Raw genomic sequence first — 15,642 nt, forward strand, 5'->3', positions numbered from 1 at the left:
GGCGCGCAGAAGGTTGATCAGGCACCCCCGACGGTCGGCGGGGGTTGGTCGTACCCTTAGCGCTTGTGGCCAGTCCCACCTCGCTGCTGAAGCGACTCCTCGTCGGTCGACCGTTCCGGTCCGACCGGCTCCAGCACACCCTCCTCCCCAAGCGCATCGCGCTGCCGGTCTTCGCCTCCGACGCGCTCTCCAGCGTCGCGTACGCGCCGGACGAGATCCTGCTGACCCTCTCCATCGCGGGGGCGTCGGCGTTCCTGTTCTCGCCGTGGATCGCGCTCGCCGTCGTCGTGGTGATGCTCACCGTGGTGGCCAGTTACCGGCAGAACGTGCACGCATACCCCTCGGGTGGCGGTGACTACGAGGTGGCCACGGTCAACCTCGGGCCGCGCGCCGGCCTGGCGGTGGGCAGCGCGCTGCTGGTCGACTACGTGCTCACCGTCGCGGTGTCGGTCTCCTCGGGCGTGGCCAACCTCGGCTCGGTGGTGCCCTTCGTGGGCACCCACAAGGTGCTGATCGCGGTCCTCGCGGTGGCGGTGCTGACCGCGATCAACCTGCGCGGGCTGCGCGAGTCGGGGACCGCCTTCGCGATCCCCACCTACGGCTTCATCATCGTGATGGTCGGGATGATCCTCACCGGGCTGGTCCGGGTCTTCGTGCTCGGCGACGACCTGCGCGCCCCCAGCGCCGACCTGGTGATCCGCCCGGAGCACAGCGTGGCCGGCTTCGCGCTGGTCTTCCTGCTGCTGCGGACCTTCTCCTCCGGCTGCGCCGCGCTCACCGGTGTGGAGGCCATCTCCAACGGGGTGCCCGCGTTCAAGGCGCCGAAGAGCCGCAACGCGGCCACCACCCTGCTGCTGCTCGGCACGATCGCGGTGAGCATGCTGGTCGGCATCATCTGGCTGTCCCGGCTCACCGGCCTCCAGTTCGTCGAGGACCCCTCGCAGATCGTCTCCGGGCCCGACGGGTACGTGCAGAAGACCGTCACGACCCAGCTCGGCGAGACGGTCTTCGGTTCCGGTTCGGCGCTGCTCTTCGTCGTCGCCGGGATGACCGCGCTGATCCTCTTCCTGGCCGCGAACACCGCGTTCAACGGCTTCCCGGTGCTCGGCTCGATCCTGGCCCAGGACCGCTACCTGCCCCGGCAGTTCCACACCCGGGGCGACCGGCTGGCCTTCTCCAACGGCATCGTCTTCCTCGCCGTCTTCGCGATCGTGCTGATCATCGGGTTCCAGGCCGAGGTGACCCGGCTGATCCAGCTCTACATCGTCGGCGTCTTCGTCTCCTTCACGCTCTCCCAGGCCGGCATGATCCGGCACTGGAACCGGCACCTGCGGACCGAGCGGGACCCGGAGGCGCGCCACCGGATGATCCGCTCCCGGGCCATCAACAGTTTCGGCATGGCGATGACCGGCGTCGTGCTGATCATCGTGCTGATCACCAAGTTCCTGCTCGGCGCCTGGATCGCGATCGCCGCGATGGCGGTGATCTACCTGCTGATGCTGGCCATCCGCCGGCACTACGACCGGGTCGCCGCCGAGCTGGAGCCGACCGAGGCGCGGGGCGTGCTGCCCGCCCGCAACCACGCCATCGTGCTGGTCAGCAAGCTGCACCAGCCGACCCTGCGGGCCATCGCGTACGCCCGGGCGACCCGGCCGGACACGCTCACCGCGGTGACCGTGAACGTGGACGAGAAGGACACCCGCCAGCTCCAGGAGGAGTGGGAGCGGCGGGAGATGCCCGTCCCGCTGACCGTGGTCGACTCGCCGTACCGGGAGATCACCCGGCCGATCCTCAACTTCGTGGCCTCCACCCGCCGGGCGTCGCCGCGCGACGTGGTCACCGTCTTCATCCCCGAGTACGTGGTCGGCCGCTGGTGGGAGAACCTGTTGCACAACCAGAGCGCGCTGCGGCTCAAGGGCCGGCTGCTCTTCGAGCCGGGGGTGATGGTGACCAGCGTGCCGTGGCAGCTCGCCTCGACCGCCGCCAAGAACCTGGACCGGCTGGACGCCACGCTCAGCCGCGGGCCGGCGCGCGGGCCGCGGGTCGCCCCGCGCAGCACCCTGCCGCCGACCGTCCCGCCGGTGGTCGCCGCGCCGCCCGGCGAGAGCGGCCCGGCCGGGGAGCGCCCGTGACGGCCGGGTCCGGCCGGACCGGCCCGCGGGACGCCGCCGCCGGCGCGGACGTCGACGGGACGGTCGGCGCGCGGCGGGGGCTGGAGGAGGCCGAGCGGGTCGAGCTGACCGTGGACGCGGTCGCCCCGGGCGGGCACTGCGTGGCCCGGTTCGACGGCCAGGTGGTCTTCGTGCGGCACGCGCTCCCCGGCGAGCGGGTGGTGGCCGAGGTGACCGAGCTGCACCGGGGCTTCGCCCGGGCCGACGCGGTGGAGATCCTCGACGCGTCCCCGGACCGGGTCGAGCCGCCCTGCCCGTACGCGAAGCCGGGCCGCTGCGGCGGCTGCGACCTGCAGCACGTGGCGCCCGGGGCGCAACTGGACTGGAAGACCGCCGTGGTGCGCGAGCAGCTCACCCGGCTGGGCGGACTCACCGACGCCGAGGTCGACGAGCTGGGCGTCCGGGTCGAGCCGCTGCCCGGCGGGCTGCTGGGCTGGCGCTCCCGGGTCCGGTACGCGGTCGACGGCGCCGGCCGGGCCGGGCTGCTCAAGCACCGCTCGCACGAGGTGGTGCCGATCGACCGCTGCCTGATCGCCCACCCGGCGATCCAGGAGCTGCCGGTGCTCGCCGCCAGCGGGGCCCGCTGGCCGGACGCGGAGGCGGTCGAGACGGTCGCCTCCACCGGCGGCGACGTCAGCGTGGTGGCGGTGGCCGAGAGGGTCCCGACGCCGGTCAGCGGACCGGCGGTGGTGCGGGAGGTGGCCGCCGGGCGGGAGTGGTCGCTGCCCGCGTCCGGCTTCTGGCAGGTGCACCCGGTCGCGGCGGACACCCTGGTCGGGGCGGTCCTCGACCTGCTCGACCCGCGCCCCGGCGAGACCGCCTGGGACCTGTACGGCGGCGCCGGGCTCTTCGCCGCGGCCCTGGCCGGTCGGGTCGGCGACGCCCGGGTCACCCTGGTCGAGTCCGCCGCGGAGGGCGTGGCCGCGGCCCGGGAGAACCTGGCCGACCTGCCCCGGGTGGAGGTGGTCGCGGCCCGGGTGGAGACCGCGCTGGCCCGCCGCCGGGTCACCGGCCCGGTGGATGTGGTGGTGCTCGACCCGCCGCGTACCGGCGCGGGCGCCCAGGTGGTGCGGGACGTGGTGGCCGGGCGCCCCCGGGCGGTGGCGTACGTCGCCTGCGACCCGGCCGCCTTCGCCCGGGATGTGCGCACCTTCACCGGCCTGGGCTGGCGGCTGGCCGCGCTGCGCGGCTTCGACCTGTTCCCGATGACCCAGCACGTCGAGCTGGTGGGCCTGCTCCTGCCGCCCGGCTGAGCCGGCCCGGAGCGCCGACGCGGGGTGCGGAATCCCACACTCCGGGGCCGCCGCCGCCCCGCCGGGGCGTCCGCGTCGGCTGATGCTCGGCGGCGGGCGCCGAGCACCGGGGTGAGTCGGGCATACCCGCCCCGACCTGCGGTGATCTCGGGCCGCGCTGCGGGCTGTCGGAGGGCCGATAGACTCTTCCGTCATGAGTGTTGAAGAGGGCACGGCCAACCACGGTCGGCTGCTGGGCACGGTCCGTGGTCCGCAGGACGTGAAGCGGATGAGCGCCGAGCAGCTGGACATCCTCGCCGCCGAGATCCGTGACTTCCTGATCGCCAAGGTCTCCCGCACCGGTGGGCACATCGGTCCGAACCTGGGCGTGGTGGAGCTGACCCTGGCCATGCACCGGGTGTTCGACTCCCCCCGGGACCGGCTCCTGTTCGACACCGGCCACCAGGCCTACGTACACAAGATCCTCACCGGCCGGCAGGACGGCTTCGACAAGCTCCGCCAGCGCGGTGGCCTCTCCGGCTACCCGAGCCAGGCGGAGAGCGAGCACGACCTGATCGAGAACTCGCACGCCTCCACCGCCCTGTCGTACGCGGACGGGCTGGCCAAGGCGTACGCCGTGCGGGGCGAGCAGCGCAGCGTGGTCGCCGTGGTCGGCGACGGCGCGTTGACCGGCGGCATGTGCTGGGAGGCGCTGAACAACATCGCCACCGCCGGCAACCCGCTGGTGATCGTGGTCAACGACAACGGCCGGTCGTACTCGCCGACCATCGGCGGGCTCGCCGACCACCTCTCCTCGCTGCGGCTCAACCCCGGCTACGAGAAGGTGCTCGACACCGTCAAGGAGGCCCTCGGCTCGACCCCGCTGGTCGGCAAGCCGATGTACGAGGTGCTGCACGCGGTCAAGAAGGGCATCAAGGACGCGGTCGCCCCGCAGGCCATGTTCGAGGACCTCGGCATCAAGTACGTCGGCCCGGTCGACGGCCACGACGTCGCCGCGGTCGAGTCGGCGCTGCGGGCGGCGAAGAACTTCGGCGGCCCGGTGATAGTGCACGCGGTTACCCGCAAGGGCTACGGCTACCGGCCGGCCGAGGAGGACGAGGCGGACTGCCTGCACGGCCCGGGTGCCTTCGACGTCGAGACCGGCCAGCTGGTCGCCGCGCCGTCGGTGAAGTGGACGCACGTCTTCGCCGACGAGCTGGTCGCCATCGCCGACGAGCGGCCCGACGTGGTCGGCATCACCGCCGCCATGGCCGAGCCGACCGGCATCGCCAAGCTGGCCCGCAAGTACCCCGAGCGGACGTACGACGTGGGCATCGCCGAGCAGCACGCCGCCACCTCGGCGGCCGGCCTCGCGATGGGCGGCCTGCACCCGGTGGTGGCGGTCTACGCCACCTTCCTCAACCGGGCCTTCGACCAGGTCCTGCTGGACGTGGCGATGCACAAGCTGCCGGTGACCTTCGTGCTGGACCGGGCCGGCGTCACCGGCCCGGACGGGCCGAGCCACTACGGCATCTGGGACATGTCCGTCTTCGGCGTGGTGCCCGGCCTGCGGATCGCCGCCCCCCGGGACGCCGGCAGCCTCCGCGAGGAGCTGCGCGAGGCGGTCGCCGTGGACGATGGCCCGACCATCGTCCGGTTCCCGACCGGCACGGTCGCCGCCGACCTGCCGGCCGTACGCCGGGTCGGCACCGTCGACGTGCTCGCCGAGTCGGCCCGCACCGACGTGCTGCTGGTCGCCGTCGGCTCGTTCGGCGCGCTGGGCATGGAGGTGGCCGCCCGGGTCGCCGAGCAGGGCTACGGGGTGACCGTGGTCGACCCGCGCTGGGTCCGGCCGGTCCCGGCCGAGCTGGTCGAGCTCGCCGCCGGCCACCGACTCGTGGTCACCGTCGAGGACGGCGTCCGGGTGGGTGGCGTCGGCGACGCCCTCGCCCAGGCGATGCGGGACGCCGACGTCCGGGTGCCGCTGCGCGACCTGGGCGTACCGGCCGACTGGCACCCACACGGCACCCGCGCCCAGATCCTCGCGGACCTCGGCCTGACCGCGCAGGACGTGGCCCGGGACGTCACCGGCTGGATCTCCGGCCTGGACGCCCAGCCCGTCGACGACGTCCAGCGTGACGAGGCCGGCGCCAAGAACTGACGCACCACGCAGAGGGGTGGCCCTGCTGATCAGGGTCACCCCTCCTGTCATCAGCAAGAAGGGCCGGACGGCGCTCGACCCGCGAACCCCACCACCGCAACAAACGACGTCAGCGGCCGCCGACGGACCGGTACCAGGTCTTCTCGGTGCCGGCCAGGCTGAACGTCTGCTTCCTCGTCGGCTGTGGCGCCACCACCAGCCCCGGCCGGTCCACCAGGCGTGACGTGCCCGGCGGCGCGGCGAACGAGGCGTCCCGGGTGGCCCGCCAGCTCAGCACCGCCAGCGGCTGCCCCGGCATCGGCAGCAGGTACGCCTGGAGGGTGGTGGAGCGGTCGGCGGGGGACACCACCGGGGTCCCGCCGTCGGCCGGACGGTAGACCACCGCGGTCATCGTGCCGGTGGCGCTCTCCCAGCTCAGCTGCTCCAGGTCGGCCGGCTCGCCGCCGCCGAGGGCGACCTCGCCCAGGGAGCGGACGGCGAGCCTGGCCATCGGCCACGACTCCGGCACCGAGCGGGGGGCGTCCCGGTCGCCGATCCGGCGCGGGATGCTGCCGAACGGGCCCCGCTGGCCGGCGAGCACACAGGTGTCCAGCCCGGTCAGGGCCCGGCGGCCGGATCCGGTCTCGTCGCGGACCAGCGGGTACCGCGGGTCGGCGGTGGCCGTACCGAGGTCGAGCAGGCGGTCCGCGGCCCGGCCGCGCGGCAGCGACCGGGTGGGCCGCAGGGACGCGGTCAGCTCCACCGCCCGGCAGGCCGGCACCGCGACCGGCGCGGAGAGGCCATCGGCGGTGGGCAGCGCCCGCCCGTCCGGGTCGAGCAGCCGCTCCACCCGGGCCGAGGTCAGGTAGCGCCGGCCGGCCGGGAGCTGGACCGGCAGCACGTCGGAGTAGACCAGGTAGCCCGGGTCGGTGTACTCGGTGGCGTGGCTGACCGCCCACCGGTCGCCGTCCCGGGTGAGCTGGAGCAGCCAGGACGCGCTCTCGCCGGGCACGTCCGCGGCGACCAGGGCCAGCGGCGCCCCGTCCACCTGGCCGGAGAAGAGGATGCCCGACGAGGGCAGGTGCGCCCGGTCGTCGACCGGCGACCGCCAGTCCCGTACCGCTGCGGTGACCGCCGCCGTGGTGACGGCGTCACCGGCCAGGCTGCCGCGCGGCGGCCACACCGTCAGCGACCCGTCCAGGGTGTCGTAGCCGACCGGCAGCGTCGTCGCCCGCCGGTCGGCGACCGGACCGCACGCGGTCACGCTCAGCAGCAGGGTCAGCAGTGCGGTGGCCGTCGTGCCGCGCCGGCGGACTGAAGCCACCTGTACGCCCCCGATCGCGTCGCCGGTCGTGTTTTCGAAGCCACATGGTACGAGATGTCCGATCGCCGGACCGCGACCGCCTCGCCCGGTCCACCCACCACATAGGACGACGCGTTGCGTTTCGTGCCGTTTTCCGGCTCCGGTAGACTCCGCCGACTGTGACCTCTGCCGAGCCCCGTGTCGAGTCCCGACCCGACGCCCGCGCCGGCTCCGAGTCCGCCGTGACCCTGGACACTCCGGTGCGGCCGGGCGTCGGAGGGCGGCTGGCGGCGCCGCTGCGCCGCTGGCGGCGGATGCCCCGCCGGCAGGACCTCGCGGTACACGGCGTCTTCCTGCTCGCCGCGGTCTGGGTGACCAGCCGGATCTGGGCCGACCCGGCCGGTCGGGTCGCCTCGCTCTACAGCAGCGACCCGGCGCAGGTGCAGTTCTTCCTCGCCCACTCGGTGCGGGTGGTGCTGCACGGCGAGTTCCCGTTCTACACCGACCAGTTCAACTACCCCGACGGGGTCAACCTGATGGCGAACACCGCCATTCTGGCGCTCGGCATCCCGATGGTGCCGGTGACCCTCCTCTTCGGACCGGCCGTGTCCTTCGTGACGCTGGTGACGCTCGGCCTCGCCGGCACCGCCGCCGCCTGGTACCACGTGCTCTCCCGACACGTCGTACGGACCCGGCTGGCCGCCGCGGTCGGCGGCTGGTTCTGCGGGTTCTCGCCGGCGATGCTCTCGCACGCCAACTGGCACCCCAACATCATCTCCCAGTTCCTGCTGCCGTTCATCGTGTGGCGGGTGCTGGTGCTGACCCGCGCCACCCGCCCGGTCCGCGACGGCGCGCTGCTCGCCCTGCTGGTCACCGTCCAGGCGTTCATCAACGAGGAGATCCTCCTCTTCACCGCGCTGGCCTGCGGCGTCTTCCTGGTCGCCGTGCTCGCCCAGCGGCGCGACCGCTGGTCGGCCGCGTGGCGCCCGCTCGCCACCGGGCTGGCAGTCTGCGCGCTGCTGGCCGGGGCGCTGCTGGCGTACCCGCTCTGGGTGCAGTTCGCCGGGCCGATGGCGTACCACGGGCTCAGCGACACGGTCCGCGACTACGGCAACGACATCGCCGCGTTCTTCGCCCCCGGCTCGCCCACCCTCGGCGGCAACGAACGGGCCAACGTCAACCTCGCCCCGAACTACTCCGAGGAGAACGCCTTCTTCGGCTGGAGCCTGTCGCTGCTGGCCGTCGGCATCGTGGCCTGGCTGCGGCGCGAGGTGGTGGTCCGGGCACTCGCGGCGACCGGGCTGTGCTTCGCGGTGCTCTCCCTCGGCGAGCGGGTGTCCTGGTGGGACCGGGACCTCGGCACCGGCCCGTGGGAGCTGCTGGTCCGGCTGCCGCTGCTCGACGCGGTGGTGCCCACCCGGTTCGGCCTGATCACCACCGTGGTGATCGGGGTGCTGCTGGCCCTGGCGGTCGAGCGGGCCTGGTCGCTGCGGACGCCCGAGCGGCGGACCGTGCGGACGCTGGCAGTCGCCGGCCTGGTCCTCGCGCTGCTGCCGATCGCGCCGATGCCGCTGCAGGTCACCACCCGTCCGGCGGTGCCGCGGTTCATCACCGCCGACCGCTGGCGCGAGTACGTCGGCCCGGACCAGACCCTGGTGTCGGTGCCGGTGCCCAGCATGGGCAACACCCACGCGATGCGCTGGGCCGCCAGCACCAACCTGGACTTCAAGATCCCCGGTGGTTACTTCCTCGCCCCGCGCAACGGCGTGACCGGCGACCCGGGCCGGTTCGGCGGGCGGCCGAGCGGCATCGGCGACCTGCTCGAGGAGGTGGCCACCACCGGCCGCACGCCGAAGCTGGACGACCGGCAGCGCCGCCGCTGCCTGGACGAGCTGCGGCACTGGCGGGCCGCCGTCGTGGTGCTGCCGCTGGACCAGCAGAACGCCGAGCCGCTGCGGCGTACCGTCGAGCAGCTGGTCGGCCCCGGCCGGCAGGAGCTGGACGTGTGGTTGTGGGACGTCCGGACACTGACCGACCGGTCGGCCTGACCGCCGCCCCGCCGGCCGCCGTCCCGCCCGACGCGCCCCCGGCGGACCGGCCCCGCCGCCGCGCGCCGCGTCCCGTCGACGCGCTGGTGGTGGCCGGCTACCTCGGGCTGGCCGTGCTGCTTACCGGCGGGCAGTGGGGCCGCCCCGAGCGGCTCTTCCACCAGGCCGGCGACCAGATGCTCTTCGAGTGGATGCTGGCCCGGGCCGCGCGGGCGGTGGCCGGCGCGGAGAACCCGCTGCACAGCACGGCCCTGAACGTCCCGGACGGGGTCAACCTGATGGCCAACACCTCGGTGCTCGGGCTGGGTGTGCCGCTGGCCCCGGTGACCTGGCTGTTCGGCTCGCAGACGGCCTTCCTGGTGGCCGTGGTCTGCTGCCTGGCCGGCACCGCCACCGCCTGGTACGCCCTGCTGGCCCGCCGGCTGGTCCGCTCCCGGGCCGCGGCGGCGGTGGGCGGGCTGTTCTGCGGCTTCGCCCCGGGGATGGTCTCGCAGGCCGGGGCGCACCTGCACATGGCCGCCCAGTTCCTGGCCCCGGTGATCCTCGGACTGGTGTTCCGGCCCGCCGCCGACCGGGTGCGGCGGGACGGCGTGCTGCTCGGGCTGGCGGTGGCGTACCAGGTCTTCCTCGGCGAGGAGGTGCTGGTCTTCCTCGCCCTCGCCGCCGGGGTCCTCGCCGGGGCGTACGCGCTGGCCGACCCGGCCGGCGCGCGGCGGCGGGCACCCGCGCTGCTCGGCCGGCTCGGCGTCGGCGCGCTGGTGGCGGGGGCGCTGCTGGCGTACCCGCTGTGGTTCCAGTTCCACGGTCCCGGCAACTACGCCGGGATGCCCTTCTTCGCGGCGGGCTTCCGCCTCGACGCGGCCTCGTTCAGCGCCGCCGCCCGGCAGACCGTCGCCGGGGACGCCCACTCGGCGGGGCTGCTGTCGCCGAACGCGACCGAGGAGAACTCCTTCTTCGGGCCGGTTCTGCCGCTGCTCGCCGTGCTGGTGGTGGTCCGGCTGTGGCGGCGGCCCCTGGTCCGCGCGCTGGCCGGCTGCGGCCTGCTCTTCGCCCTGCTCTCCCTCGGCACCGAGATCCGGGTCGACCACCACGAGACCGGGCTGCCCGGGCCGTACCGGCTGCTCCGCGGGGTGCCGCTGCTCGACCTGGTGGTGCCGGCCCGGTTCGCGCTGGTCTGCGTGCCGGTGCTGGGGGTGCTGCTCGCCCTCGCCCTGGACCGGGCGTACGACCACCGCGTCGGGCCGGGGCGGCGGCTGTTCTGGACCGGGGCGGTGGCGGCCGCGCTGCTCCCGCTCGCCCCGACGCCGATCCGTACCGTGCCCGCCGGGCCGATGCCGGCGTTCGTGGCCGACGGCGGCTGGCGGGCGTACGTGCCGCCGGGCCGGACCCTGGTGCCGGTGCCCCCGGTGACCGGGGCGGCGGTCAGCCCGGCCACGTTCTGGTCGGCCCGGACCGGGCTGGCCTTCGCCGCGCCGGGCGGCTACTTCATCGGCCCGGCCAGCGCGGCCGACCCGACCGCGCACTGGGGCGCGCCGGACACCCCGACCTCGCTGCTGCTGCGCCGGGCCGCGGAGAGCGGCCAGGTGCCGCCGGTCGGCGACGCGGACCGTCGCCAGGCGGTCGAGGACCTGCGCCACTGGCGGGCCGCCGTCCTGGTCCAGGCCGGCTCGACGCCGGCCGACCCGGTCCGCGCGACGCTGGACGCCCTCGTCGGCCCCGGCCGGGACGTGCCCGGCGGCCACCTGTGGGACGTCCGGTCGCTGGTCGGCTGAGCGGGCCGCGGCCGGTGCAGCCGGCGGCTGTCCGGGTGACCTCGGCGACGCCGGCCGCCGCCAGCCGGCGGCCGCCGGCGGGGAGCCATGGCGCTACACCAGGCCGCGGACGTCCCAGAGCCAGACGTCCTCGACCCGCCGCGGCGGGCCGAGCAGGGCGGTCATCAGCTCCCGCAGCACCGCCTCGCGCGGGTTGGCGCCGAGCACCACCACCGAGGCCCGCCAGAACCGCAGGTCCTCGACCGCCTGGCGGCGGTTCTCGCCGGTGAGCGGCGGTACCCGGTTCGCGTCCATGGTGGCGTAGATCAGGGTGCTGGTCGGCCGGTTCGGCGCACCGAAGACGCCCTCGCCCCGCTCGTTCGGCCCGATGAAGTAGCCGCCCGGGACGGGGAACTCCTGCCCGGTCAGCGCGCTCCAGCGCAACGTGGGCAGGCCGTGCACGTTGCTCGGGACGGGCACCGGCACCAGCGTCCGGCCGGCCGGGACGTACGGGCGCCAGCCGCCGGCCGTGATGAAGTGCGGCGGCGGGTCCACGTGCTGGGCGGGCAGCGGCCGGGGGAAGAGCGGCAGCACCGCGAGCGTGATCGCGGCGTACCCGATCGGGCGCAGCCGCCGGCGACGTGACCGGGCGGCCCGCGGTGCGGCGGCCCCGGCGTCGGGCGCGGTGCGCGGGGCCGGCACCGGCGGGCGGCCGCCACCGCTGAGGGCGTCCCAGGCCAGCGCCAGCAGCACCCCGACCGCGGCGACCACCACCAGGGAGAGCCGGGTCGGCATCATCATCTCGACCAGCGGCAGGTCGTCCGGCACGTACGCCCAGGGCCCGTCGATCGCGGTCTCCACCCCGTCGAACCGCACCTTCGGGCCGATCGCCGCGACGCCGAAGACCACCACCAGCACGGCGAGGATCCGGGCGGCGAGCGAGCGGCGGACCAGCAGCACCAGGGCGACCAGCGCGACCAGCACCAGCGGCCAGCCGAACCAGGTGTTCTGCTCGGTCAGCCCGATGGTCTGCTCCACCGCCTCGTCCCCGGCGACGGTGTCCCGGGCGAAGGTGACGAACGCGGCGAGGTCCTCGCCCCAGTTGTGGAAGACGCCGCCCTGCAGGCCCCGGTAGGACTGCGGCCCGGTGAACTGGAACCAGATCGGGTAGGCGGTCAGCAGGAGGGCGAGCCCGGCGCCGACGCCGCCGGCGGCGAGGAAGTTGCCGGCCCGGGCCCACGCCGCCCGCGGTCGCTGCGCGGTGTAGGCCGCCACCACCACGAGGCAGGCCAGCGCGGTGAGCAGCAGCATCTCCTCGTTGATGAAGATCTGGTACGCGACCAGCACGCCGAGCGCGATCCCGTTGCGCCACCACCGGCCCGGCTCCCCGAGGCGCAGCACCCGCACCACGATCAGCGGGAGCAGGAAGTTCGAGACGAAGTTCGGCTGCCCGTTGGCGTGGTGCACGATGCCGGGCGCGAAGCCGAGGAACGCGCCGCCCACGAAGGCCGCGCCCCGGGAGCGGACCAGGTGCCGCGACAGCATCCAGTACGACGTGCCGGCCGTCGCGGCGAGCGCCCCACCCAGGTAGAGCGCGTACATCACCTGGGGGCCGAGGAGCAGGGTGAGCGGCGCTAGCGGCAGGGTGACCCCGAGCAGCGAGGTGTTCGCCATCATGTTCACGCCGTCCGGCGCGTTCTGCCGGGCGGTGAAGAGCGGGTTCTCCAGGTGCCGCACCGAGTAGGCGCCGTGCGTGAAGAGCCACTCGAACCAGCTGTGGTCCGTCGGCAGGTGCGACGAGACCCGGTGCTGGACGTCCACCCAGTAGTTGAGGCAGACGAGAACGCCGAGCAACGCATAGGCTCCGATGGCCAGCACGTCGGCGCGGGCCGGCCGGCGTCGGGGCCGGCGCGGCGGGTCGGCCACGACGGGCTCGACCGCGACGGAAGCGGAGTTCAACGAGGGGTCTACCACCGGCACGGCCACGACGGGCCATCGTACAGGCGGCGGGCTGTCGCCCCCGGCCGCGCCGGTGCGTTCCGACGGCGCCCGCCCGGCGGGCGGGCGGGGAGGGGGGCCGTGACCGTCATCGATCTGGGTGAGCTCCGCGACGACCCGACGCGGGTGCCGTCGACCCGGCGGCCCCGGCCCGCCGCGCGGCCGTACCTCGACGCGGCCACCGATCGGCTGCTGGCCGACCTGGGCCGGTGGGAGCTGGCGGTCTGGTCCGACCGGGACGATCCGCTGATCGGCACCCGGCGGGGCCGGGACGGGCGGCTGGTCGTGGCCGAGCTGGATCTGGGCGCCGCCCGGGCCCGGGTGATCGGCGCGCTGCCCGGCCTGCTCGACGACGGCCGGGTCGGCGAGGGCGTGCTCGTCTGCCGGCGGGCCGACGGCGGGTTCGGGCTGTGGCGGCTGCCGTGAGCCGGGTGATCGAGCTGGGTGAGCTGCGGCACGGCGACGAGGTCGAGCCGCCGCCCGGCCCGCGCCGTCCCGCGTCCCCGTCGGCGCGCCTCGTGGCGCTGCTCTGTGCCGCGCTGCTCGGTCTGGCCGGCTCGGCCGCCGCCCCGGGCCGGCGGCCGTCCGTGCCGGTGCCCGCCCCGCAGGGCGCCGGCTTCCTGGTGCTCGCCGACCGGCTGGTGGTCGCCGACGGTCCGGGCACCGTGGGGCGGTCGGGTCGGCTGGTGACCGGGCACCGGCTGCCCGGCGGGGAGCCGCTGTGGCGGTTCGTCCTGCCCACCGGCGACCACGCGCTCGGCCTCACCACGGTGGCCGGCGCGGTGCTGGTGATCAGCAGTCCCGCCGGGGCCGGTGACCCCGCCTCCACCGCGCTGGACCCGGACACCGGGGCGGTGCGCTGGCGGCAGCCCGGCTACCCGGTGCGGACGGAGGCCGGCGGCGTGCTCTTCGAGACGCCCCGGGCGGACGGGACGGGCACCGTCCGGTCGGTCGACCCGGTGTCGGGCCGGGCCCGGTGGTCGTTGCCGCTGCCCGGCAACGGGCTCGCGTACGAGTTCGGCGACCGGGGCGTGACGCGGGTGGTGCTGGTCACCGCCGCGGGCCGGGTGGAGGTCCACGACGCCGGCTCGGGGGAGCTCCTGCGCGCCGGGCGGGTGCCGCCGGCCCCGGACGGGTTGTCCTACCGGGTCACCCAGGTCGTCGGCGACCTGCTGCTGCTCGACGGGGCGCCGGGCACGGTCACCGCGTACGGCCTGGACCGGCTGGACCGGCGCTGGAGCAGGCCGGTCGGCCCGTCGGCCGTGGACTGGTTCAGCGACTGCGCCGTGGTGATCTGCCTGCGCGACCGGGGCTCCGGGGTGCGGGCCATCGACCCGGCCACCGGGCGGCTCCTCTGGACGAACGACCGCTGGCTCGGGATCGGCCCGGCCGACGGTCGGCTCCTCGCCAGCGCGCCGGCCGTCGGCCTGGAGATGGACCTGTCGGTGGTCGACCCGCGCACCGGCGGCGTCCTCGCCCGGCTCGGTCGCTGGCGGCTGAGCGGCGGGGACCGGTACGAGCCGGCGCTGCTCGGGCTCCGCCGGCTCGGCGAGGACCGGACCCTGGTCGCCGACCTGGACCTCCCGGCCGGGCAGGCCCGGGTCCGGGCCGTGTTGCCGGGCTCGTGGGACGACTGTGCCGTGGCGACCGCCGCCCTGGTCTGCCTGCGGCCCTCCGGCGGCCTGGTGGTCTGGCCGGACCGCCGCTGATCAGCGGTTCACCAGTTGGCCTGCGCGGGGGCGGGTGGCAGCGGCACCGAGGCCGGCCGGATCACGTACGCCAGGCCGCCGCTGCCGCCCAGCCAGGCGGCCTGGAAACGGTCCCGGGGCACGGTCCTGCGGACCCCGTCGTCGGTTGGGGCGTACGGGTCGTTGAGCACCGGCTCGCCGGCCTCCGTGAACCCGACCAGCACCAGCAGGTGGCCGTTGGTGTCGTAGTCGAGCCCGGGGATCTCCCCGCGCCGGAATCGCGCGGAGACGACCAGCGGCACCCCGGCCGCGACGAAGAGTTCCGCCTCGGCGAGGGAGCGCAGCCGGGTGACGAACGCATCCACCCCGTGCAGCCCCGCGTACGCGGTGTTGAATGGCCAGTTTCCCGCGCCCGCGTAGGCGTGGTCGTAACATCCCCGGGCGGCGTGCACCACCACCGGGCGGGGGCCGGGCGGGGTCACCCAGGCGTACCGGTCGGGGGTGGGACCGGCGCCCCAGAAGTCCAGCACCATGGACACGCTGGTGGGGCTGCACCAGGAGTCCCCGCCGCCGCCCCAGCGGGTCTCGCCGCCGGCGTGCAGGCGCTGCGCGTACCGGGGCACGTCGAGCACCCGCCCGCGCGCCGCGCCGACCGCCGCGGTGGCGGCCGGCTGGTCGGGCGGGTCCACGTCCGCGGCCGAGGCCACCGCCCCGACGGTACGCAGCACCGGGCCGGCCGCGACGTCGGTCCGGCGGAACAGGGTGACCCGCGCCTGCCAGCCGGTGATCGGCGAGCGCAGGGCGCCCATCGTGTCGACCTTCGCCCAGGCCTCGTCGTGGGTCTGGCCGGGCACGGAGGTGCGGTGGATCGTCGTGTCGTCGGCGGCCCAGCGGCCCAGCACGTACCAGTCGGTGGACGGCGCGTCCCCGTCCCAGCCGCGCAGCTCGACCTGGAGCCAGCCGCCCTCCGGGGTGTCCCCGGTCCAGGACGGGACGAGCTCGTCGACGCCGAAGCCCGGCCACACCACCGGGGTGGTCCAGGTCGCCAGGTCGTACCGGGCGGTGCGGCCGGTGTGCGGGTCGGTGTGGTCGAGTTGTCCGACCGGCGCCCCGATCGTCACGCCGCCCGGGACGGCGACCACCCCTTCGGCCGTGCCGAGGTCGAGGTCGGCCGGCAGGCGGAAGCCGCGGTACGCGATGTTCCGCCCCGGCGTTCCGGTCATGGCAGCTCCGTCCGCTCGTCGCCGGGCGCCGCACCGGGCGGCGCGCATGTAGGTGGGTGCCGGGAAGCATCGCGTACCCGAAGGTTTT

At 75.3% G+C, this 15,642-nt stretch carries 10 protein-coding genes; 7 read left to right on the top strand and 3 right to left on the bottom strand.

The features are described 5' to 3' along the window. The first annotated feature begins 65 nt into the window (after positions 1–65). The 3 genes from ACFOYX_RS23980 (at position 66) to dxs (ending at position 5,564) form a co-directional block, all read left to right on the top strand. Positions 66–2,132: an APC family permease gene (locus ACFOYX_RS23980; RefSeq protein ID WP_322439181.1), complete on the top strand. Its 2,067-nt coding sequence runs from the start codon at positions 66–68 to the stop codon at positions 2,130–2,132. Between the two features lie 80 nt (positions 2,133–2,212). Then, the gene (locus ACFOYX_RS23985) at positions 2,213–3,424 is read left to right on the top strand and encodes a TRAM domain-containing protein (protein WP_322439269.1); all 1,212 of its coding nucleotides are present in this window, start codon (positions 2,213–2,215) and stop codon (positions 3,422–3,424) included. A 193-nt stretch (positions 3,425–3,617) separates the two neighbouring features. Next, entirely contained in the window at positions 3,618–5,564 is a 1,947-nt protein-coding gene (gene dxs, locus ACFOYX_RS23990) for a 1-deoxy-D-xylulose-5-phosphate synthase (protein WP_322439180.1), read from the top strand. Positions 5,565–5,673: 109 nt separating this feature from the next. On the opposite strand, the gene ACFOYX_RS23995 is transcribed toward dxs, so the two are convergent. Continuing rightward, positions 5,674–6,867, bottom strand: coding sequence for a hypothetical protein (locus ACFOYX_RS23995; protein WP_322439179.1), 1,194 nt, complete (start codon positions 6,865–6,867; stop codon positions 5,674–5,676). A 158-nt stretch (positions 6,868–7,025) separates the two neighbouring features. Between ACFOYX_RS23995 and ACFOYX_RS24000 the strand changes: the two genes are divergently transcribed. Both ACFOYX_RS24000 and ACFOYX_RS24005 read left to right on the top strand, forming a co-directional pair. Further along, positions 7,026–8,894, top strand: coding sequence for a hypothetical protein (locus ACFOYX_RS24000; RefSeq protein ID WP_377534364.1), 1,869 nt, complete (start codon positions 7,026–7,028; stop codon positions 8,892–8,894). After that, the gene (locus ACFOYX_RS24005) at positions 8,852–10,666 is read left to right on the top strand and encodes a hypothetical protein (RefSeq protein WP_322439178.1); all 1,815 of its coding nucleotides are present in this window, start codon (positions 8,852–8,854) and stop codon (positions 10,664–10,666) included. Before ACFOYX_RS24000 ends, ACFOYX_RS24005 begins: the two co-directional genes overlap by 43 nt. Before the next feature lie 93 nt (positions 10,667–10,759). On the opposite strand, the gene ACFOYX_RS24010 is transcribed toward ACFOYX_RS24005, so the two are convergent. Then, complete coding sequence (locus tag ACFOYX_RS24010; RefSeq protein WP_377534393.1) at positions 10,760–12,604, bottom strand: hypothetical protein; 1,845 nt, start codon at positions 12,602–12,604, stop codon at positions 10,760–10,762. A gap of 120 nt (positions 12,605–12,724) precedes the next feature. Here ACFOYX_RS24010 and ACFOYX_RS24015 point away from each other — a divergent pair, with 120 nt between their 5' ends. Continuing rightward, positions 12,725–13,069, top strand: a complete 345-nt coding sequence (locus tag ACFOYX_RS24015) for a hypothetical protein (RefSeq protein ID WP_322439177.1) — start codon at positions 12,725–12,727, stop codon at positions 13,067–13,069. Further along, the gene (locus ACFOYX_RS24020; protein ID WP_109804914.1) at positions 13,066–14,352 is read left to right on the top strand and encodes a PQQ-binding-like beta-propeller repeat protein; all 1,287 of its coding nucleotides are present in this window, start codon (positions 13,066–13,068) and stop codon (positions 14,350–14,352) included. The genes ACFOYX_RS24015 and ACFOYX_RS24020 overlap by 4 nt, the downstream gene beginning before the upstream one ends. An 8-nt stretch (positions 14,353–14,360) precedes the next feature. Here the strand turns inward: ACFOYX_RS24020 and ACFOYX_RS24025 are convergent, their stop codons facing one another. After that, positions 14,361–15,554, bottom strand: a complete 1,194-nt coding sequence (locus ACFOYX_RS24025) for a C39 family peptidase (protein ID WP_322439175.1) — start codon at positions 15,552–15,554, stop codon at positions 14,361–14,363. Positions 15,555–15,642 lie beyond the last annotated feature (88 nt).

It is taken from the genome of Micromonospora sp. GCM10011541 (assembly GCF_042650725.1).
Lineage (GTDB): Bacteria > Actinomycetota > Actinomycetes > Mycobacteriales > Micromonosporaceae > Micromonospora > Micromonospora sicca.